The 19,492-nt window shown below is 74.5% G+C and carries 14 protein-coding genes and 1 tRNA gene; 12 read left to right on the forward strand and 3 right to left on the reverse strand.

Features of this window, described 5'->3' with window-relative positions; translation table 11 throughout:
• The 5 genes from PKY62_RS07275 to PKY62_RS07295 all read left to right on the forward strand — a co-directional run.
• Positions 1–1,402, forward strand: a 1,402-nt coding sequence (locus PKY62_RS07275; RefSeq protein WP_324536043.1) for a proton-conducting transporter transmembrane domain-containing protein, incomplete at its 5' end; no start/stop codon positions are given.
• On the forward strand, positions 1,402–2,979 hold the full coding sequence (locus PKY62_RS07280) for a hydrogenase large subunit (protein ID WP_324536044.1): 1,578 nt from the start codon (positions 1,402–1,404) through the stop codon (positions 2,977–2,979). The genes PKY62_RS07275 and PKY62_RS07280, both read left to right, overlap by 1 nt.
• Before the next feature lie 148 nt (positions 2,980–3,127).
• On the forward strand, positions 3,128–3,952 hold the full coding sequence (gene imuA', locus PKY62_RS07285) for a DnaE2-dependent mutagenesis accessory factor ImuA' (RefSeq protein WP_324536045.1): 825 nt from the start codon (positions 3,128–3,130) through the stop codon (positions 3,950–3,952).
• Positions 3,949–5,568, forward strand: coding sequence for a DNA polymerase Y family protein (locus PKY62_RS07290; protein WP_324536046.1), 1,620 nt, complete (start codon positions 3,949–3,951; stop codon positions 5,566–5,568). The genes imuA' and PKY62_RS07290 overlap by 4 nt, the downstream gene beginning before the upstream one ends.
• Complete coding sequence (locus PKY62_RS07295) at positions 5,561–8,953, forward strand: error-prone DNA polymerase (protein WP_324536047.1); 3,393 nt, start codon at positions 5,561–5,563, stop codon at positions 8,951–8,953. The genes PKY62_RS07290 and PKY62_RS07295 overlap by 8 nt, the downstream gene beginning before the upstream one ends.
• 1 nt (position 8,954) lies before the next feature.
• Here the strand turns inward: PKY62_RS07295 and PKY62_RS07300 are convergent, their stop codons facing one another.
• Positions 8,955–10,205 carry an AI-2E family transporter gene (locus tag PKY62_RS07300; RefSeq protein ID WP_324536048.1) on the reverse strand — a complete coding sequence of 417 codons (1,251 nt, stop codon included), beginning with the start codon at positions 10,203–10,205 and terminating at the stop codon, positions 8,955–8,957.
• 134 nt (positions 10,206–10,339) lie between these two features.
• Here PKY62_RS07300 and PKY62_RS07305 point away from each other — a divergent pair.
• The 4 genes from PKY62_RS07305 to PKY62_RS07320 all read left to right on the forward strand — a co-directional run bounded on the left by PKY62_RS07305 (position 10,340) and on the right by PKY62_RS07320 (position 13,774).
• Positions 10,340–10,423 (forward strand) — tRNA-Leu (locus PKY62_RS07305).
• A gap of 122 nt (positions 10,424–10,545) precedes the next feature.
• Positions 10,546–11,931, forward strand: coding sequence for an MBL fold metallo-hydrolase (locus PKY62_RS07310; protein ID WP_324536049.1), 1,386 nt, complete (start codon positions 10,546–10,548; stop codon positions 11,929–11,931).
• Between the two features lie 171 nt (positions 11,932–12,102).
• On the forward strand, positions 12,103–12,912 hold the full coding sequence (locus PKY62_RS07315) for an alpha/beta fold hydrolase (RefSeq protein ID WP_324536050.1): 810 nt from the start codon (positions 12,103–12,105) through the stop codon (positions 12,910–12,912).
• Between the two features lie 292 nt (positions 12,913–13,204).
• Positions 13,205–13,774, forward strand: a complete 570-nt coding sequence (locus PKY62_RS07320; RefSeq protein WP_324536051.1) for a hypothetical protein — start codon at positions 13,205–13,207, stop codon at positions 13,772–13,774.
• 890 nt (positions 13,775–14,664) lie between these two features.
• Here the strand turns inward: PKY62_RS07320 and PKY62_RS07325 are convergent.
• Positions 14,665–15,144, reverse strand: coding sequence for an Lrp/AsnC family transcriptional regulator (locus PKY62_RS07325; RefSeq protein WP_324536052.1), 480 nt, complete (start codon positions 15,142–15,144; stop codon positions 14,665–14,667).
• Between the two features lie 168 nt (positions 15,145–15,312).
• On the opposite strand from PKY62_RS07325, the gene ald reads away from it, so the two are divergent.
• On the forward strand, positions 15,313–16,428 hold the full coding sequence (gene ald, locus PKY62_RS07330; protein ID WP_324536053.1) for an alanine dehydrogenase: 1,116 nt from the start codon (positions 15,313–15,315) through the stop codon (positions 16,426–16,428).
• A 6-nt stretch (positions 16,429–16,434) separates the two neighbouring features.
• On the opposite strand, the gene PKY62_RS07335 is transcribed toward ald, so the two are convergent.
• Complete coding sequence (locus tag PKY62_RS07335) at positions 16,435–17,163, reverse strand: HEAT repeat domain-containing protein (protein ID WP_324536054.1); 729 nt, start codon at positions 17,161–17,163, stop codon at positions 16,435–16,437.
• 58 nt (positions 17,164–17,221) lie between these two features.
• Between PKY62_RS07335 and PKY62_RS07340 the strand changes: the two genes are divergently transcribed.
• Together PKY62_RS07340 and PKY62_RS07345 are read left to right on the forward strand one after the other, a co-directional pair.
• Positions 17,222–17,842 (forward strand): GNAT family N-acetyltransferase, encoded by a 621-nt coding sequence (locus PKY62_RS07340; protein WP_324536055.1) that lies wholly within the window; start codon positions 17,222–17,224, stop codon positions 17,840–17,842.
• A gap of 38 nt (positions 17,843–17,880) precedes the next feature.
• Positions 17,881–19,492: M3 family metallopeptidase (locus tag PKY62_RS07345; RefSeq protein WP_324536056.1), on the forward strand; the 1,612-nt coding region annotated here is incomplete at its 3' end.

The following is a 19,492-nucleotide window of genomic DNA, read 5'->3' on the forward strand; positions in this document are numbered from 1 at the left end:
GAGCGCGGTCGTCCTGGCCTGCGGCGTCGGCCTGCTGTGCTCCACCCCGCCCGGTGGGGCCCCGGACCTCGGCGACGGCCTGCTGCGGGCCGACGCGCTCTCGGCCTTCATGCTCGCCATGATCGGTGCGGTCGGTCTCACCGCGACCTGGGGCGGTCTCGCCCCGGCGCCCGGCGCGGCCATGGCCGCCCCCGGCAGGGCGCAGCGCCGCTACGCCGGGCTGGTGTGCGTCTTCCTCGGGGCGATGTCGCTCGCCGTGCTCACCGACAACCTCGGGGTGCTCTGGGTCGCGGTCGAGGCCACGACGATCGCCACGGCGTTCCTCGTCGGTCACCAGGGCACCCGGCGCTCGCTGGAGGCCGCGTGGAAGTACGTCGTCCTCGGCTCGGTCGGCGTGGCCATCGCCCTGCTCGGCGTGGTGCTGCTCTACGCCGCCGGCCGCAGCGCCGGCGAGGCGACGCTGTCGTGGACCGTCCTGTCGAGCGGCGCCCTGCCGCTCGAGCCGGGGCTGGTGCGGGTCGCCGTCGGCCTGGCGGTGCTCGGCTTCGCGACGAAGGCCGGCCTGGCCCCGATGCACTCGTGGCTGCCCGACGCGCACTCCCAGGCGCCCGCGCCGGTCTCCGGGCTGATGTCCGGGGTCCTCCTGGCGGTGGCCTTCTACGCGATCCTGCGGGTCCAGGCGATCGCCGACGTGGTGCTCGGCCCCGGCCTGGTCCGGGGGATGCTGCTCGTCGGCGGGCTGGGGTCGCTCGCGGTCGCCGCCGCGCTCATCCTGCGCCAGCGCGACTACAAGCGGATGCTCGCCTACTCGAGCATCGAGCACATGGGGCTGCTGGCGCTCGGTGCCGCGATCGGCGGACGGCTTGCGCTCGCCGCGGTGCTGCTGCACGTGCTGGGCCACGGGCTGGCCAAGGCGGGCCTGTTCGTCGTCGCCGGTCGGATCCTCGCCGCCGAGGGCAGCACGCGGATCGAGGACGTGCGCGGGCTGCTCGGCCGGCGCCCCGACCTGGCGGTCCCGTACCTGGCGGGGATGGCCGCCCTGCTGGGCTTCCCGCCGTTCGCGCTCTTCTTCTCGGAGGTGGCCATCGTGGTGGCGGGGTGGCAGGCCGGGCTGGGCTGGGCGATGGGGGCAGCGCTGGCGCTGCTGCTCGTGCTCTTCGCCGGGCTCGCCCGGGCGAGCGCTGCGATGCTGCTGGGCGCGCCGCGGGAGGTCGCGGCCGGTGACGCCGCGCACGGGGTCGACGGCGCCGACGCCACCCTCGACCATGCGGTGGACCTCGCGGCGAGCCGGGGGCCGACGACGCCGCTCGTCCTCGCCCTCGCCGTGACGGCCGTCGCGGGCTTCCTGGCCGTCCCGATCGGCGCCGTGCTGCTGCGCGCCGCCGCCGCGGTGGGTGCCTGATGCCCACGGGACCCCTGAGCCGCGCGGACGGCACGCTCGAGCTGCCGGTCGCCCCCGGCGGGCTGCGCGCCGCAGCGGGGGAGCTGCTCGCCACCGGCCACCGGCTCGCCCTCGTCGCGGCGCACGACGACGCCCCGGGGGGCTTCCACGTCGTCTACGCGTTCGCCCACCCGGCCACCGACCTGCGCACGGAGCTCGTGGTGCAGGTGCAGCGCGAGGACCCCGGCGTGCCGTCCCTCGCCGCGCTGTCGTTCCCGGCCGGGCGGTTCGAGCGGGCGGTGCACGACCAGTTCGGGATCGTGCCGCAGGGGCACCCGCGGCCGCGCCGGCTCGTGCTGCACGACCACTGGCCGACGGACCGGTACCCCATGCGCCGGGACGCCGACCAGCAGGCGCCCTTCGGCTCCGACCGCGGCTCGTTCTCCTTCGTGCCCGTCGGCGGGCAGGGTGTCTACGAGATCCCGGTGGGGCCCGTGCACGCCGGGCTCATCGAGCCGGGTCACTTCCGGTTCTCGGTGGTGGGGGAGACCATCCTGCGGATGAAGGCGCGGCTGTGGTTCCTGCACCGCGGCATCGAGAAGCTCTTCGAGGGGCGCACCCCGGCCGAGGGGATCGAGCTCGCGGAGCGGGTGAGCGGGGACACCGCCGTCGGGCACGGGCTCGCGTACGCGATGGCGGTCGAGGGCGCGCTCGACCTGGAGGTCAGCGAGGAGGACCGCCTCGTGCGCGCCCTGCTGCTCGAGCTCGAGCGGCTGCACAACCACGTGGCCGACCTCGGTGCGATGGCCAACGACGTCGCCTTCGCCATCGCGAACGTGCACGCGCAGCGCCTGCGCGAGACCCTGCTGCGGCTCAACAGGTCCGTCACGGGGCACCGGCTGCTGCGCGGCGGCGTGAGCATCGGCGGGGCGGGGATGCTCGCCACGCCCGACGTCGGTGCCGTGGCGGCGGTCGCCGCGGAGGTCGCCGAGCTGGTCGCGATCACGCTGGGCAGCTCGGTGGTCGCGGACCGCTTCACGGGCACGGCCGTGCTCGCGCGGCAGGAGGCGGTGACGATGGGTGCCCTGGGCTACGTCGCCCGGGCCTCGGGGCTCGACGTCGACACTCGTCGGGACCACCCGTTCGTCGATCTCGGCCCACGGATGAGGGTGTGCACGCGCTCCGACGGCGACGTGCTCGCCCGGTTCGGGGTGCGGGCCGACGAGGTCGCGGTCTCGGCCGCGCTCGTCGAGGACATCGTGCGCCGGCTCGGGGGGCGGACGGGATCCGTGGTTCCGGACGGCCCGCCGACCCCGGGCTCCGGGCGGCCGGACGCGGCGGAGGGTGAGGTGCGGGAGGTCGACGAGCCAGGTCCTGCCGTCGCGGCGCGGGGGCTCTCGCTCGTCGAGGCGTGGCGGGGGACCGCGTGCCACCGGGTCGAGCTCGACGGGACCGGGCGGCTCGCGCGGGTGGCCGTCGTGGACCCGTCGTTCTTCACGTGGCCGGCGCTGCCGGTGTCGCTGGCGGACACGATCGTCCCCGACTTCCCGCTGGCCAACAAGAGCTTCAACCAGTCCTACGCGGGCAACGACCTGTGACCCGCAGCTCCCGCAGGGGGTAGGTGGACCGGGCCGCGCCCGGTGCCCACCGCCCGGCGCAGGACCGGGTTGACGGGGCTCACCCTGTCGGCGTCTACTGAGATACTTCGAACAGGTGTTCGATGATCCGGTGGGCGAGGTGGGTGTGATGACGGTGCTGGCAGCGGCGGCTCCCGTGCGGGCGGACGCGACCGGAACCGATCGTGCGGCGCTCGCCCGGTCGATCCTGGCCCGTGCGGAGGAGCGCACGGGGACCAGCCGGTGGGTGCGGCCGGTGCTGCTCCCGCAGGCCGGTGACGACGCGGGGACGGCAGATGGCGCCGCCGCACCCCACCCGGACGCGACCGCGCTGACCCTGCCGGTGAGCGGCCGGCTGGCCGGCCTGCTGCCCTCGCGGGGGCTCGACCGTGGCACGACGGTGGTGGTGGCCGGGTCGACCTCGCTGGTGCTCGGCCTGCTCGCCGAGGTGTCCCGGGCGGGTGGCTGGGTGGCCGTCGTGGGGATGCCGGGGCTGGGGGTGCTCGCGGCGGCCCAGCTGGGCCTCGACCTCGACCGCGTGGTGCTCGTGCCCGATGCGGGGCCGGACGGCCCGCTCGTCCTCGCCGCCCTGCTCGACGGGGTGGACGCCGTCGTCGTCGGTCCGCGCGTCGCCCTGACCGATGCGGACCGGCGCCGCCTGAGCGCCCGTGCACGGGAGCGGTCCGCCGTGCTGCTGCCCACCACACCCTGGCCGGGGGCGGCCGTGGTGCTCACCGCCGGGGCCTCCCGGTGGGAGGGCGTCGGCCGCGGGGACGGCCGGCTGCGGAGCCGGCGGCTCGACGTCCGGCGCGGTGGGCGCGGCACGGCGGCACAGGGCTGGCTGGGCGAGGTCCAGCTGCCCGCCGAGCCCCGGCTGCCGGGCGGGGACCTCGACGCCGAGGTGCTGCGCGACGCCGAGGTGCTGCTCACCGTCGAGCGGCGGCACGCCGGATGAGCGCCCCGCCCCGGATCCTCGCCCTGTGGGCACCGGACTGGCCGGTCCTGGCGGCGATGACGGCCGAGCAGGTCCCCGGCCACCGGCCGGCCGCGGTGCACGACGGCCGGCAGGTCACCTCGGTCAGCGCCACGGCGCGGCGCCAGGGGGTGCGGCGGGGCATGCGCAGACGGCAGGCCCAGGAGTGCTGCCCGGAGCTCGCGCTGCTGCCGGCGGACCAGGGCAGGGACACCCGGTTGTTCGAGCCCGTGGCCGCCGCAGCGGAGTCCGTCGTGGCCGGGGTCGAGGTGGCCCGGCCGGGTCTCCTCCTGCTGCCCGCCGCGGGTGCCGGCCGCTACCACGGGTCCGAGCACGCGCTCGCGGAGCTGCTGGTCGCCCAGGTGATCGAGCAGGCCGGCTACGAGGTCCAGGTCGGGGTGGCCGACGGCGCCGGTGCCGCCGTCCTGGCCGCCCGTGCCGCCCGCATCGTCCCGCCGGGCGGCACGGCGGCCTTCCTGGCGCCCCTGGGCATCGGGGAGCTGGTCCACGTCGCCACCGGGGACGCCGTCGCCCGGGTGCCGGAGCTGGTCGACCTGCTGGGGCGGCTCGGCCTGCGCACCCTGGGGGACCTGGCCGGGCTGCCCGGCGCGGACGTGCTGACCCGGTTCGGCCCGCTCGGCGGCTGGGCGCACCGGGTCGCCGCCGGGCAGGACGACCAGCCCACGGCGCTGCGTCGTCCGGAGCCCGACGTCGCCGTCGCCGTGGAGCTCGACCCGCCGGTCGAGCGGCTCGAGGCGACGGCCTTCGTCGCCCGGCGCCTCGCAGAGGAGCTGCACGCCCAGATGGTCGCCCGGGGGGTCGGCTGCGGCCGGCTGCAGATCACCGCGCGCACCGCCGACGGCGTCGACCTGGTGCGCACCTGGCGGACCGACACCGCCCTGGGCGGCCTGTCCGCCGCCCGGATGGCCGATCGCGTCCGCTGGCAGCTCGAGGGCTGGCTCACCGCCCAGGGGGCGCATCGCCCGGCCGTGGGCACGCTGGACGACCCCGCGCCGGCGCCGCTGGTCAGCCTCGCGCTGCGCGCCGAGCAGGTGCTGGCCGTGGGGGCGGAGCAGGGGCGGCTGTGGGGCGAGGCCAGCGGTGCCGACCTGCGCGCCCAGCGCGCGGTGCACCGGGTCCAGGGGCTCATCGGGGCGGACGCCGTGCTGAGCGTGGCCGTCCAGGGTGGTCGGGAGGTCCGCGACCAGGTGCACCTGGTGCCATGGGGCCAGGCCGCCCCGCCGGCCCGCCCGCTCGACGCCCCCTGGCCGGGCCGGCTGCCACCCCCCGCCCCGGCGACGGTGCTCGTCACCCCCGAGGTGGTCCAGCTGTGCGGCCAGGACGGCCGCCGGGTGCAGGTCGACGCGCGGCTGCAGGTCAGCGCCGAGCCCGCCGTGGTGTGGTGGCCGTCGCGCGACGGCGACGCCGTGCGCGAGACGCCGGTCACCGGCTGGGCCGGGCCGTGGCCGGTGGTGCAGCGCTGGTGGGGTCCGAACCCCCACCGGCGGGTGTACCTGCAGGCCACGCTCGCGGACGGCAGGGCGGTGCTGCTGGCGCTGGCCGACGGGGTCTGGACGCTCGAGGCGCACTATGACTGACCGCGCTCTGACTGACCGCGCTCTGACTGACCGCGCCGCCCCGGGCGAGCCCCGCTACGCCGAGCTGCACGCCCACTCGGCGTTCAGCTTCCTCGACGGGGCCAGCCAGCCGGAGGAGCTGGTCCGCGAAGCCGTCCGGCTCGGGCTCACCGGCCTGGCCCTGACCGACCACGACGGCCTGTACGGCGTCGTGCGCTTCGCCCAGGCAGCCCGGACGGCCGGGCTGCCGACGGTCTTCGGCGCGGAGCTGCACCTGCCCGGCCCGGACGGTGTGCTCGACGACCCGACGGGCTCACCCGACCCGCGGGCCACCCACCTGCTCGTGCTGGCCCGCGGTCCGCAGGGCTACCGGGCGCTGTCGCGGGCGATCGCGGAGGCGCATCTGGCGACGGGGTCCAAGGGGCGGGCGGACTACCGTCTGGACCGGCTCGCCGCGGAGGCGGACGGGCACTGGCTCGTGCTCACCGGGGGGCGCAAGGGGGCGGTCCGTCGCGCGCTGGCGGACGGGCCGGCCACGGCCATGGCGGAGCTGGACCGGTTGACCGCCCTGTTCGGTCGCGACAACGTCGCCGTCGAGGTCACCGACACCGCCGACCCGTGGGACTCCGAGCGCAACGACGCCCTGGCGGGGCTGGCCCGGCGCGCGCGGCTGCCCCTCGTGGCCACCGGGAACGTGCACTACGCCCGCCCGGCCGATGCCGACCTGGCCGCGGCGCTGCACGCCGTGCGTGCGCGATCGAGCCTGGACGACCTCGACGGCTGGCTGCCAGCCGGTCCCGGGGCGCACCTGCGCTCTGCCGCCGAGATGACGGCGCGGCACCGGCGCCACCCCCAGGCCGTGCGCACGGCCGTCGCGCTCGCCGCCGAGTGCGCCTTCGACCTCGCCCTCGTGGCCCCCGACCTGCCGCCCTACCCGGTGCCGCCGGGCCACGACGAGGCGAGCTGGCTGCGCGAGCTCACCCGACGCGGTGCCCTGCACCGCTACGGCCCGCCGGAGACGGAGCGGGTGCCGGGGGCCTGGGCCCAGATCGCCCACGAGCTCGACGTCATCGAGTCCCTGCACTTCCCGGGCTACTTCCTCATCGTCCACGACCTCGTCGCGTTCTGCCGTGACCGGCAGATCCTGTGCCAGGGGCGCGGCTCGGCCGCCAACTCGGCGGTCTGCTACGCGCTCGGGGTGACCGCCGTCGACGCGGTGGCGCACGGGCTGCTCTTCGAGCGGTTCCTCGCCCCGGAGCGCGACGGCCCGCCGGACATCGACGTCGACATCGAGTCGGCCCGGCGCGAGGAGGTCATCCAGTACGTCTACGAGCGGTTCGGCCGGCGCCACGCCGCTCAGGTCGCCAACGTCATCAGCTATCGCCCGCGCTCGGCCGTCCGGGACGCCGCCCGGGCGCTGGGGTACGACGTCGGCCAGCAGGACGCCTGGAGCAAGAGCATCGAGCGGTGGGGGTCGTTGCGTGGGCCGGAGCGGCCCAGCAGCTGGCACCACCTCGAGCGGGCACCGACGGTGGGGCCGGGCGGGCCGGGCGGGCCGGGTGAGATGGTCCCGACGGCCGACCGGCACGACGTCGTCCCGGCGCACCCGCCCGCATCGGCATCGGACCTGGCCGAGATCCCCGAGGCGGTGATCGACCTCGCGGACCGGTTCCTGCGCCTCCCGCGCCACCTGGGCATCCACTCGGGCGGCATGGTGCTGTGCGACCGGCCGGTCATCGAGGTCTGCCCGGTCGAGTGGGCGCGGATGCCAGGGCGCACCGTGCTGCAGTGGGACAAGGACGACTGCGCCGACGCCGGGCTGGTGAAGTTCGACCTGCTCGGGCTGGGCATGCTCACGGCGCTGCGGATCGCCTTCCAGCTCGTCGCGCGGCACGAGGACGTCGAGCTCGGCCTGCACGAGCTGCCCCAGGAGGACCCGGCGGTCTACGACCTGCTGTGCGCCGCGGACACGGTCGGGGTGTTCCAGGTCGAGTCGCGCGCGCAGATGGCCACCCTGCCGCGCCTGCAGCCGCGGTGCTTCTACGACATCGTCGTGGAGGTCGCGCTCATCCGGCCCGGCCCTATCCAGGGCGGCTCGGTGCACCCCTACATCAACCGGGTGCGCGGCCGGGAGCCCGTGACCTACCTGCACCCGCTGCTGGAGCCCTCGTTGGCCAAGACCAAGGGTGTGCCGCTGTTCCAGGAGCAGCTCATGCAGATGGCGATCGACGTGGCCGGGTTCACCGGCGCCGAGGCCGACCAGCTGCGCCGCGCGATGGGGTCCAAGCGCTCGACGGAGCGGATGGAGGCGCTGCGGTCCCGGCTCATGGACGGCATGGCCGAGCGGGGGATCACCGCGGACGTCGGGGTGCAGATCTTCGACAAGCTCCGGGCGTTCGCCGACTTCGGCTTCCCCGAGTCGCACGCGTACTCCTTCGCCTACCTCGTGTACGCCAGCTCGTGGCTCAAGGTGCACCACCCGGCGGCGTTCTACGCGGGACTGCTCGCCGCCCAGCCGATGGGCTTCTACACGCCGCAGTCGCTCGTGGCCGACGCCCGGCGCCGTGGCGGGGTGGTGCTGCGACCGTGCGTGCAGCGCTCGGCGGTCCAGGCCGACCTGGAGCCGGTGCCCGACGATGCGGACCCGGCGGCGGGCCGGCCGGCGTGGCCCGTGCCCTCGACGGAGCCGGCCCCCGACGTCACCCTCGCGGTCCGGATGGGCCTGGCCGCGGTGCGCGGCGTCGGGATGCCGGTCGCCGAGGCCCTCGTCGCCGAGCGGGCGGCGCACGGCGCGTTCACCGACCTGCGGGACCTGGTCCGCCGGGTGCGGCTCAGCACCGCACAGCTCGAGGCCCTGGCGACGGCCGGGGCCCTGGGCGGGCTGGGCGTCGACCGGCGGGCGGGGCTGTGGGCGGCCGGTGCCCTGGCCCAGGAGGGACCGGACACCCTGCCGGGCGTCGCCGTCGGCGTCGAGGCGCCCACCCTGCCGGGGATGAGCACCGTCGAGCTCGCGATGGCCGACGTGTGGGCCACCGGGGTGTCGGTGGACTCCTACCCGACCCAGTACGTGCGCGGCGGGTTGGACGCCGCGGGGGTCCTCACCGTCGCGGCGGCGGTCGCCCACGAGGCCGAGCGTCGGGTCGCGGTGGCGGGGGTGGTCACCCACCGCCAGCGGCCGGGCACCGCCCAGGGCGTCACCTTCCTGTCACTGGAGGACGAGACGGGCATCCTCAACGTGGTGTGCACCGCGGGGCTGTGGCGGCGCTTCCGCACGGTCGCGCGCTCCTCGGCCGCCCTCGTGGTGCGCGGTCGGCTGGAGCGGGCGGACGGCGCCACCAACCTGCTCGCCGAGCACCTGGCACCGTTGTCGCTGCGGGTCCCGACGTCCTCGCGGGACTTCCGCTGAGTCACGCCTCGACAGCCAGCCCGTCGTCGTCCGGGTCCGGGTCCGGCTCCGCCGACCCGTCGTCCGTGAAGTCGCTCGGCGGGTCCACGTGGCGCAGCCGGGCGAACACGGCCCAGGCCACCGCGACGAGCGGCACCGAGATCACGGCGCCGAGGATGCCCGCGATGAGGGTGCCCGCCGTCACCGACAGCGCCACCGCGACGGGGTGCAGCGAGACCTGCTTGCCCATCACCAGCGGGGTGAGGACGTGCCCCTCGAACTGCCCGATGAGGGCGATGCCGACGCCGACGAGCAGCGCGTTGAGGAAGCCGTTGGCCGCCAGCGCGACGACCATCGCGATGACCATGGCCAGCGGGGCGCCGATGAGCGGGATGAACGCGCCCACGAAGACGAGCACGGCCAGGGGGGCTGCGAGCGGCACCCCCAGCGCGATGAGGATGATCGCGGCCAGCACGCCGTCGGCCGCCGCGACGATGAACGTGCCACGGGTGTACCCCGAGAACGTGTACCAGGCGACCCCGCCGCCGAGGTGCCACGACGTGCGCATCCGCAGCGGCAGCTGGTTGAGGAACCAGGTCCACATCTCGCTGCCGCGGGTGAGGAAGAACACCGTGCAGAAGGTCGCCAGCGCCAGGGCCGTGAACACCTGCGCGACCGACCCGACGCTCGACAGGGCCTGGCTGGCCACGGCGCTGCTGTTGGCCACGATCCACTCCTGGCCCTGGACCAGCCACGCCTGGACGTCCTCGCTGGTCACCGTCAGGTGCAGCGGGCTGTTCTTCAGTGCGTCGAGGAGGGTCGAGATGCCGTCGTTGAACTGCACCCCCAGGTTGGCCCACTGCCCGGCGACCGAGAGCCCGATGTAGGTGAACAGCCCCGCGACGACGAGGAACGACAGCAGGATCGACAGCGCGGTGGCCAGCCCGCGGGGCATCACCCGCCCCATCGCGTTGACCAGCGGGCGCAGCACGGCGGTGAAGACGAGCGCCAGGAAGACCGCGATCGACAGCAGCAGCACCTTGGCCGTGGCCCAGAACACCAGGGCGACGGCGGCGACCACGACGAGGATCCGCCAGGACCACCCGGCGACGGTCCGCAGCCAGTGCGGCGCGGACTCGTCGAAGCCGACCACCGCGGGGTTGCGCCGGGCGCCGGCGACCTTGCGGGCCGCCGGGCTCGCACCGGACAGGTGGCGCAGCGAGGCCGGGGTGCGTTCGGGTTCGGTGAGGCCGGACGGGTCGTGCTCGGTCACCGTTGCCTCCTCCGGGCGCCATCGGCCCGTGCCCTGCCTGCCAGTGTGCCCCAGGCGCCGCGTCCTGGCCCGGTGCCGCTCCGTGCTATCTTTGGCGCCGCACTTGAGGGCTGGATCAGCACCTCAGGTCACCTGTCCGGGTGGCGAAATGGCAGACGCGCTAGCTTGAGGTGCTAGTGCCCTTAACGGGCGTGGGGGTTCAAGTCCCCCTCCGGACACTCGTTGAGACAGCGACGCGCAAGGCCCCCGACCCGCCGGTCGGGGGCCTTGCGCGTTCTCGGCCCGCACCCGGGACCTCGTGCTCTGACCGGACGTGGTGCGACGGGTGGACGCTGGCGGTATGAGCACCTCTGGCGCGGGGATCCTCACCTTTCTCGGAGCGGCCGGCACGGTGACCGGCAGCAAGTTCCTCGTCGAGCGCGACGGCCGCCGCCTGCTGGTGGACTGCGGGCTGTACCAGGGGGAGCGGGAGTGGCGCCGCCGGAACTGGGAGCCGTTCCCGGTCGACCCGGCCTCGATCGACGACGTCGTGCTCTCCCACTGCCACCTCGACCACTGCGGGTACCTGCCGGCGCTGGTGCGCGACGGGTTCAGCGGCCCGATCTGGATGACCGAGGGCACGGCGGCCCTGACCGAGATCGTGCTGCGCGACAGCGCCCACCTCAACGAGCGCGACGCCGAGCAGGCCCGGGCCGGCGGCTGGTCCCGGCACGACCCGCCGCTGCCGCTCTACGGCGTCGCGGACGCCGAGGCGGCCATCGTGCTGTTCCGGCAGGTCGGGTTCGGCGTGCGGACGCCGGTGTCCGACGCGATGGCGATCACCCTGTCGCGGGCGGGGCACGTGCTCGGGGCCGCGAGCGTGCTCGTGACGGCCGGCGACGAGACGGTGCTGTTCTCTGGCGACCTCGGCAGGCGCACGCACCCGGTGCTGCGACCGCGCGAGGCGCCGCCGGCTGCGCGGACGGTGGTCCTGGAGTCCACCTACGGCGACCGCGACCACCCCGACCCCGACGGCGACGCGCACGCGGAGTTCGCGGCGGCGATCCGCCGCACGGTGGCCCGCGGCGGCTCCGTCCTGGTGCCGGCCTTCGCGGTGGACCGTACCGAGCTGGTGCTGCATGCCCTGTCGCAGATGCTGCGCGCCGGGCAGATCCCGTCCGTCCCGGTCTACGTCGACAGCCCGATGGCGCTCGCGGCCCTCGACGTCTACCGGCGCGGCTCGCTCCGGGCCGAGCTGCTGCCCGACGCCCCGGCCGACCTCGTCGACCTGCCGATGCTGCACGCGGCTCGCACGCCAGAGGAGTCGATGGCGCTCAACAGCCCGCACACTCCGTCGATCATCGTCTCTGCCTCGGGGATGGCGTCGGGCGGCCGCGTCGTGCACCACCTGCGCCACATGCTCCCCGACCGGCACAACACGGTGGTGCTGACGGGCTACCAGGCGATCGGCACGCGCGGCCGGGCGCTGCTCGACGGTGCCAAGGAGCTGAAGATCCACGGCCGGTACGTCCCGGTGCGCGCCGAGGTGGTCAGCGACGAGGAGTTCAGCGTGCACGCGGACGCCGACGAGCTGGTGGCCTGGCTGCGCGATCTGCCGACGCCGCCCGAGACGGTGTACCTGGTGCACGGTGAGGCCGACGCCGCGCGGCTCCTGGGGGACCGGATCCGGGCGGAGCTGGACTGGCTGACCGTCGTCCCGAGGCTCGGGGAGCGGGTGCGGCTCTGAGACCTCGTGCGGCGCAGACCGTCGGCGTGCGGCGCCTCGTCGGTGACCCGTGCCGCCCGGATCGGTGGCCGCGTTCCTGGTGTCGGCAGACGAGAGGAGGGGATCGGGGTGCTCGTCGGGAGAAGACCGGATCTGACTGCGGGGGCTCGACGGGGTCTGCCGGGGAGCTTCGTGGAGCTCTCGGCAGGAGTCACGCACTACGAGCTGCGTGGTGAAGCCGGCGGCGAGAACGTCGTCCTCATCCACGGCAACGCCGCACCCAGCGTGACGTGGGACAGGACGATCGGAGACCTGAGCGCGGCGGGCTTCCGGGTGCTCCGCTACGACCTGTTCGGGCACGGATCGTCCGACCGGCCGAAGCTGCCCACCTACGACCGCCATCTCTACAACGCCCAGCTCACCGAGCTTCTGCGTGCGCTGGACATCTCGGACCCGGTCCTGGTGGTGGGAACCTCCCAGGGCGGAAGCATTGGCGCCTGCTTCGCGTCGGAGCACCCGGGACGGGTCAAGAAGTTCGCCCTGCTGGCACCCTTCGTCGACGACCTCCCGAGTCCACGAGGCCTGGCGCTCCGGCTCGTCAGGACGCCGGTCGTGGGAGAGGCCCTCATGGGGCTGATGAGCGACGGCAAGCTCGCCGACCTCTCCGACGCCGTCGTCGGCACCGAGACGACTTCCCTGCTCGCGAGCCAGGTTCTCGAGCAGTTCCGCTTCCGGGGCAAGCGCCGAGCCATGCTGGCCAACCTGAGAGGTGACGCCCTGCGGGACGCGACGGCCTGCTACCGGGGCGTCAAGGAGCAGGGCATCCCCGTCCTGCTGACCTGGGGTGACTCGGACCAGAAGGTCTCGAAGGAGTCGATGGCCAGGCTGCGTGACCTGATGCCCGGGATCGAGTACCACGAGCTCGGGGCTGCCGGCCACCTGGCGCACTACGAGTTCCCGGAGCGCGTCAACCCGCTGCTGGTCCGCTTCCTTGCCCGCTGACGACGGCCCACCGTGACCCTCGGCCGCGCGAGCGAGCGGCGCGGCTCAGGGCGGAGACGGGCCATCCGACCGTCGTCCCGAGGCGGGCGTAGCGGGTGCGGCTCTGAGGGTCGTCGTGCTTCGTGCTCGGTACCAGCCCGGGCGCTTGGTGGCTGCCTCGGAGATGTTCCTGTGGTGCGGGCGCGATCTTGACGGGGGGGACCCCCGCAATAGCCTCGGCGACGATGTCACAGTCGGCATCACTCAGTTGACAGGGGGCAGTATCCGTACTCACTTGTGGGCGGGTCGAGTCGTGGCGACGGGGCTCCTCAGCACTGTCGCGCTCGTCGCCGCCACGACCGGCGTCGCTGCAGCCGATCGGCCAGGCCTCGACTCCACCGACCAGATCATCGAGGCCGTGACCGGAGTCGTTCCCGAGGTCGTAACCAGCGAGATCCACATCGGTGACGTGCTCACGGTCGACACCGCTGCCGAGGTCGATACGACCTACCTGGTCGACACCGGCGAGGTGACAAGCGTCGTCGCTTCCATCGAAGGTCCTGGTGTCACGACCGTCTCCTTTGACCTGAACCTTGGGGACGGCTACGCGATCTACCTCACGGGGGACGGCGGCGGGATGGTCATCGACGAGGCGACCCTCGCAGTGCTCGAGTCCGCAGGTGAGAGCACCCCGTCGGGAACGCCGATCGACGTGTCGGTGGCAGTCGCAGCGACGCTCGAGGCTCCGTGGGCCGTCGACGCAACGGGTCAGGTGCTCCCGACTCGATACGAGATCCAGGGGGACACGCTCGTGCAGCACGTCGACACGGAGGGTGCGGTGTTCCCGGTCGCTGCCGACCCCAGCTTCGGACTCGGCTGGTAGTACATCACCCCGGTGTACTACGTCCACGACAACCGCTCGGACACTCACTCGATCAGCACCTATCGAGTGAGCTACCTCTCCGCGGTCGGCTGGTTGTGCGACTTCCTACCAGGGTGGGCAGTGAGTCTGTGCCGAACCCTGGTCAACAGTCGTGCGAGTGACCTCGTGAACACGGCGAAGACCGCGTGGAACGCCGGCAAGTGCCTCTCCTTCTGGCAGGGGTACGGGACAGGCGTGAGTCCCCTCTTCTACGACGCATACACCCGAAGCTGCTGAGAGAGCATCATGGATGACAAGACCGTGGGAGCACGAGTGAACGAGCGATGGTGGCGCCACCTGACACCGTGGCAGGACGCGGCGCTTGTGTCGCTCTCGACGTTCCTCCTGTCCTGGGCGGGCATGATCATCGGGTGGATCCCACGGCTGGAGAGCACGTGGGCAGGTGACCTGGGGCAACTCGCCATCTACGCTGGGACCGGCTTCTTCACTCGTCTGCTGTGGCTGGTCTACCGTCGGCGCCAGAAGCGGAGGACATCCGCCAGCGGGCCTGTCACGGCCCTCCCACGGACCGCGCGCAGGGGGTAGCGACCGCACGATCCCGGGTCTTCGTGCGCAGGCGCCACGGGCCCTGGCTGATCGCATCCAGGCGGAGCTAGACCGGCCGATCGCCCCGAGGCTCGCCGAGCGGTTGCGGCTCCAGTCGCTCGTGGGTGCCGGCGGTCGACGCGGCGGCGTCTCGCCAGTGTCCGGCGCCGTCCCTCGACGACTCGTGGACGGCGTCACGAGTCGTCAGGTTCTGGCAAGCCTCGACGGCACGGACGACCGGACCCCGCCCGCGCCCACCTGACGGCACTGGACGAGATCGTCCGGGGGCTGACGGACGCGGCCTGTCACCTCCGCTGGGGCGATGGCACGCTCGCGGTGGCCGGCAGGTGCTCGAAGATGAGGCTGGTCTCGGTGTAGGCGACCTCGGGGCGTGCGGAGAGCTGGTCGACGACGAAGGCCCGCAGGGTCTCGGTGTCGCGCGCCGCGACGTGGATGAGGAAGTCGTCGGCGCCGGCGACGAAGTACAGGTCCATCACCTCCGGCCGCCGCGCGATCCGCCGCGCGAAGGCGAGCATCTCCCCGCGCGCCGTGCCCTGCACCCGCACGGCGATCATCGCCTGCAGGTGCAGGCCCAGCGCGGCCGGGTCGATGTCGGCGTGGAAGCCGCGGATGACGCCGGACTCGCGCAGCGCGCGCACGCGACCCAGGCACGTCGACGGGGCGATCCCCACGGCCTCGGCCAGGGCGTTGTTGGGCATCCGGGCGTCGTCCCGCAGCAGCCGCAGGATCGCGCGGTCGGTCTCGTCGAGCCGAATCTTCTTCATGCGGAGGCCTCGCACCTCGGGCTGGATCGAGCAATCAACGAAGTATCACCCCAATGAGCGAAGATTCGGCGGAAGCAATGCGCTCGAAACGCAGGCATCTTCACACTTGTGAGGTAGCACACACCTGTCGGGCGGCCGTGCGGCCCCCCGCGACCCACGGAGGCCAGCATGCGGATCGGGATCCCCGCCGAGCGCAAGGTCCACGAGTACCGCGTCGCGCTGACCCCCGCCGGGGCGCACCGGCTCGCGGCGTCCGGCCACGAGGTGCTGGTCCAGTCCGGCGCCGGGACCGGCTCGGCGATCAGCGACGACGACTACCGCGCCGCCGGCGCCCGCATCGTCGCGACGGCCGAGGAGGTCTGGGCCGCCGACCTCGTCTGCAAGGTCAAGGAACCCGTCGCCGCCGAGTACCCGCTGCTGCGGCGCGGCCTGGTGCTCTTCACCTACCTGCACCTCGCAGCAGACCAGGCGTGCACGGACGCGCTGCTCGCGGCCGGGACCACCGCGATCGCCTACGAGACCGTCCAGCAGCCCGACGGGTCGCTGCCCCTGCTCGCCCCGATGAGTGAGGTCGCGGGGCGGCTGGCCACCCAGGTGGGCGCCTACCACCTGCTGCGCAGCGAGGGGGGGCGCGGCCTGCTGCTCGGGGGCGTCCCGGGGGTCGAGCCGGCCCGCGTCGTCATCCTCGGTGGGGGAGTCGCGGGCCGGCACGCCGCGGAGATCGCCGTGGGCATGCGCGCGGACGTGACGATCCTCGACCTGTCTCTGCCCCGCCTGCGCGAGCTCGACGCGGCGTTCGGCGGGAGGGTGCGCACGGTGGCCTCGTCGCCGTACGCGATCGAGCAGGCCGTCCTGGGCGCGGATCTCGTCATCGGTGCCGCGCTGGTCCCCGGCGCCAAGGCGCCGACGCTGGTGAGCAACGACCTGGTGTCCCGGATGCGGCCCGGCTCGGTGCTCGTCGACATCGCCGTCGACCAGGGTGGCTGCTTCGCCGACACCCACGCCACGACGCACGCCGAGCCGACCTACCCCGTGCACGGCTCGGTCTTCTACTGCGTGGCGAACATGCCGGGTGCGGTCCCCGTCACCTCGACCGGTGCGCTCACCAACGCGACGCTGCCCTACCTCGTGCGGCTCGCCGACCGGGGCTGGCGCGCGGCCCTCATGGCGGACCCGGCGCTCGCTGCCGGGTTGACCACGCACGAGGGGGCGCTGCTGTCCGGGGCCGTCGCCGAGGCGCACGGGTACGTCGTGGCCGACCCGAGCGGCCTGCTCGTCGGCTGAGGGCGGTCAGGTGACCGCGACGGCCAGTGCCGCGGTGCGGTCGGCGTCCGCCCGGAGCAGGCGGGCCTTGCGCAGGTTCTCGCGCAGCACCCAGCGCACGTCCCGGTCGGGCGAGGCCGCCCACCGCTCCAGCGCGTCGAACCCGGGGCCCGGCGCCGCGGCGACGGCAACGCTCCAGCAGTAGCCGAGGCCCTGGCGCAGGACCCGGACGTCCGGGTCCCGCCGACGGTCCGCGACGAGGGCAGCGAGCGAGGCCGTGACGCGGTCGAGGACAGCCAGGGCGTGGTCGGCCGTTCCGGGCGCCCGGAGCAGGCGCGGCTCGCACAAGCCGGCGACGGCGGCGCGCTGCACGAGGGGTGGTCCTGCCGCCCAGTCGCTCGTGACCGCGCGCAGCAGCCCGGGGTCACCGTCGCCGATCCGCTGCAGGGCCATCGCGACGCCCTCGCGCACCCGCCAACGACCGTCCTCGGCACGGCGCCGCAGGTCGGCCACGAGCGCGGGCCGGCCCTCGAGGACCAGCCGTCCGATCCCCGCCGTCCCCACGCACGCGAGGTACTCGTCGTCCGCGGCGGACCACCGCAGGAGCGTGGCGGCCGGTGCGACGTCGCCGGCGGCGGCGAGCAGCTCGAGGTTGGCACGCGGGCCGGGCAGCCCAGAGCGCTCCCCGAGGTAGTCCTCCCACCGCTCGACGGCGAGAGCCTGCAGCGCTGCCAGGTGCTCCTGACGCACCCCCATGGTGCCTCCCCGTCGCTCGCGCACCATCCTGCACCTCTCGTCCGCCTAGGGTTCCGGGATGGACCCCGTGACGCTGCACGACGACGTCGTGACCCTCGCCCCGCCGACGCCGGCGGACGTCGACGACATCACGCTGGCATGCCAGGACCCCGAGGTCTCCGCGTGGGTCACCGTGCCCCGGCCGTACCGTCGCGCCGATGCCGAGGGCTTCCTCGAGCACGTCGTCGGGCCCGGCTGGGCCTCGGGCCGCGAGCTCGTCTGGGCCATCCGTGCGGCGGGTGGCGACGGCGACGCGCCGGGAAGGCTGCTCGGGATGGTCGGGCTGCACGGCGTGGCCGACGGCAGCGCCGAGCTCGGCTACTGGGTGGCGCCGTGGGCGCGTGGCCGGGGCGTCGTCGGGCGCGCGGTGTCCCTGGTCCTCGACCACGCGTTCGCGATGCGCGGCCTCGACCTGCAGCGCGTCAGCTGGCACGCCTACGTGGGGAACTGGCCCTCGCGCCGCGTGGCGTGGCGCGCCGGGTTCCGCGTCGAGGGGACCGTGCGGCTCGAGGGCGTGCAGCGCGGGGTGCGCCGCGACACGTGGGTCGGCACGCTGCTGCGGGACGACCCTCGCACGCCGGCGGAGCCGTGGCCGCCCGAGGCGCCGGACGACGGCGCGGCGGTGCGGCCCGGGCCCTGACGCGGCACCGTCGGGCCGGGCGCTGGGAGGATGTCCCCATGACCGACCAGACCCAGGTCCCCACGCTGGACCCGACCAACCCCTTCGCCGCACCGTCGTCGCTGCCCTACCGGCTGCCGGACTTCGCCGCGATCCGTGACGAGCACTACCGGCCCGCGTTCCTCGCCGGGATGGCGGCCGAGCGCGCCGAGGTCGAGGCGATCCTCGCCGACGGCCCACCGACCGAGGACAACACGCTGCTCGCCCTGGAACGCGCCGGGGCGCTGCTGCACCGGGTCGCCGCGGTCTTCTTCAACCGGACCAGCGCGGACAGCACGCCGGAGCTGGACGACCTCGAGGCCGAGGTCGCGCCCCTGCTGTCGGAGCACCACGACGCGATCGACCTCGACCCTCGGCTGCTCGCGCGCCTCGACGCCCTCGCGGCCCGGGCCGCCGCGGGCGAGGTGACGCTCGCGGAGGACGCCGGATGGCTGCTCGAGAACCTCCAGCGCGACCTGCGCCGGGGCGGCGCCGCGGCGGCCCCGCAGGTCCAGGAGCAGCTGCGCGCCCTCAACGCCCGGATCAGCACCCTGGAGACGACGTTCGGCCGCGAGCTGCTGGCCGACGCCAACGACAGCGCGCTGCTCGTCACCGACGACGCGGAGCTCGACGGGCTCGCGCCCGACGCGATCGCCGCAGCCCGGCAGGCCGCCGCGGACCGCGGGCACGCCGAGGGCTGGCTGCTCGAGCTCGTCTCGTCGAGCCAGCAGCCCGTCCTGGCGAGCCTGACCCGCCGTGACGTGCGCCGACGCGTGCACGAGGCGTCCCTGGCGCGCGGGGCGCGCGGCACGGAGCACGACACCCGCGCGACCCTCCTCGAGCTGGTCCGCGCCAGGGCCGAGCGGGCCCGGCTGCTGGGCTACGACCACCACGCCGCCTACGTCGCCGACGACGGCACGGCCAGGACGACCGCCGCGGTCCAGGCGCTGCTGACGCGTGCTGCCCCCGCCGCCGCGGCGAACGCGCGCCGCGAGGCCGCCGACCTCGAGGCCGCGCTCCGGGTCGACGAGCCCGGTGCGACGCTCGAGGGTTGGGACTGGCCCTTCTACGCCGAGAAGGTCCGCCAGGAGCGCTACGCGCTCGACGACGCGGCCCTGCGCCCCTACCTCGAGCTCGAGCGCGTGGTGCACGACGGTGTCTTCCACGCAGCCACCGCGCTCTACGGGGTGACGTTCGCCGAACGGACCGACCTCGTGGGCTACCACCCCCAGGTCCGGGCGTTCGAGGTGAGCGACGCAGACGGCAGCCCGCTGGGCCTGTTCCTCGCCGACTGGTACACCCGCGCGTCGAAGCGGGGCGGGGCGTGGATGAACAACCTCGTCGACCAGAGCCGTCTGCGCGGCGAGCTGCCCGTGGTCGTCAACAACCTCAACATCCCGCGTCCGCCCGACGGCGAGCCGACCCTGCTCACGTGGGACGAGGTCATCACGCTGTTCCACGAGTTCGGCCACGCGCTGCACGGCCTGCTGTCCGACGTCCGGCTGCCCTCGCAGTCCGGCACGGAGGTGCCGCAGGACGTCGTGGAGTTCCCCTCCCAGGTCAACGAGATGTGGGCCTGGGACCCGAGCGTCCTGGCGCGGTACGCCGTGCACCACCGGACGGGTGAACCGA

Origin of the sequence: Actinotalea sp. (assembly GCF_035443605.1) — a bacterium.
In the GTDB taxonomy this organism is placed as follows: Bacteria; Actinomycetota; Actinomycetes; order Actinomycetales; family Cellulomonadaceae; genus Actinotalea.

Excerpts from the sequence above, each read along its gene's own strand:
- PKY62_RS07280 (WP_324536044.1), top strand. The coding sequence starts at position 1,402 with ATGCCCACGGGACCCCTGAGCCGCGCGGACGGCACGCTCGAGCTGCCG.
- imuA' (WP_324536045.1), top strand. The coding sequence starts at position 3,128 with ATGACGGTGCTGGCAGCGGCGGCTCCCGTGCGGGCGGACGCGACCGGA.
- PKY62_RS07290 (WP_324536046.1), top strand. The coding sequence starts at position 3,949 with ATGAGCGCCCCGCCCCGGATCCTCGCCCTGTGGGCACCGGACTGGCCG.
- PKY62_RS07295 (WP_324536047.1), top strand. The coding sequence starts at position 5,561 with ATGACTGACCGCGCTCTGACTGACCGCGCTCTGACTGACCGCGCCGCC.
- PKY62_RS07310 (WP_324536049.1), top strand. The coding sequence starts at position 10,546 with ATGAGCACCTCTGGCGCGGGGATCCTCACCTTTCTCGGAGCGGCCGGC.
- PKY62_RS07325 (WP_324536052.1), bottom strand. The coding sequence starts at position 15,144 with ATGAAGAAGATTCGGCTCGACGAGACCGACCGCGCGATCCTGCGGCTG.
- ald (WP_324536053.1), top strand. The coding sequence starts at position 15,313 with ATGCGGATCGGGATCCCCGCCGAGCGCAAGGTCCACGAGTACCGCGTC.
- PKY62_RS07335 (WP_324536054.1), bottom strand. The coding sequence starts at position 17,163 with ATGGGGGTGCGTCAGGAGCACCTGGCAGCGCTGCAGGCTCTCGCCGTC.
- PKY62_RS07340 (WP_324536055.1), top strand. The coding sequence starts at position 17,222 with ATGGACCCCGTGACGCTGCACGACGACGTCGTGACCCTCGCCCCGCCG.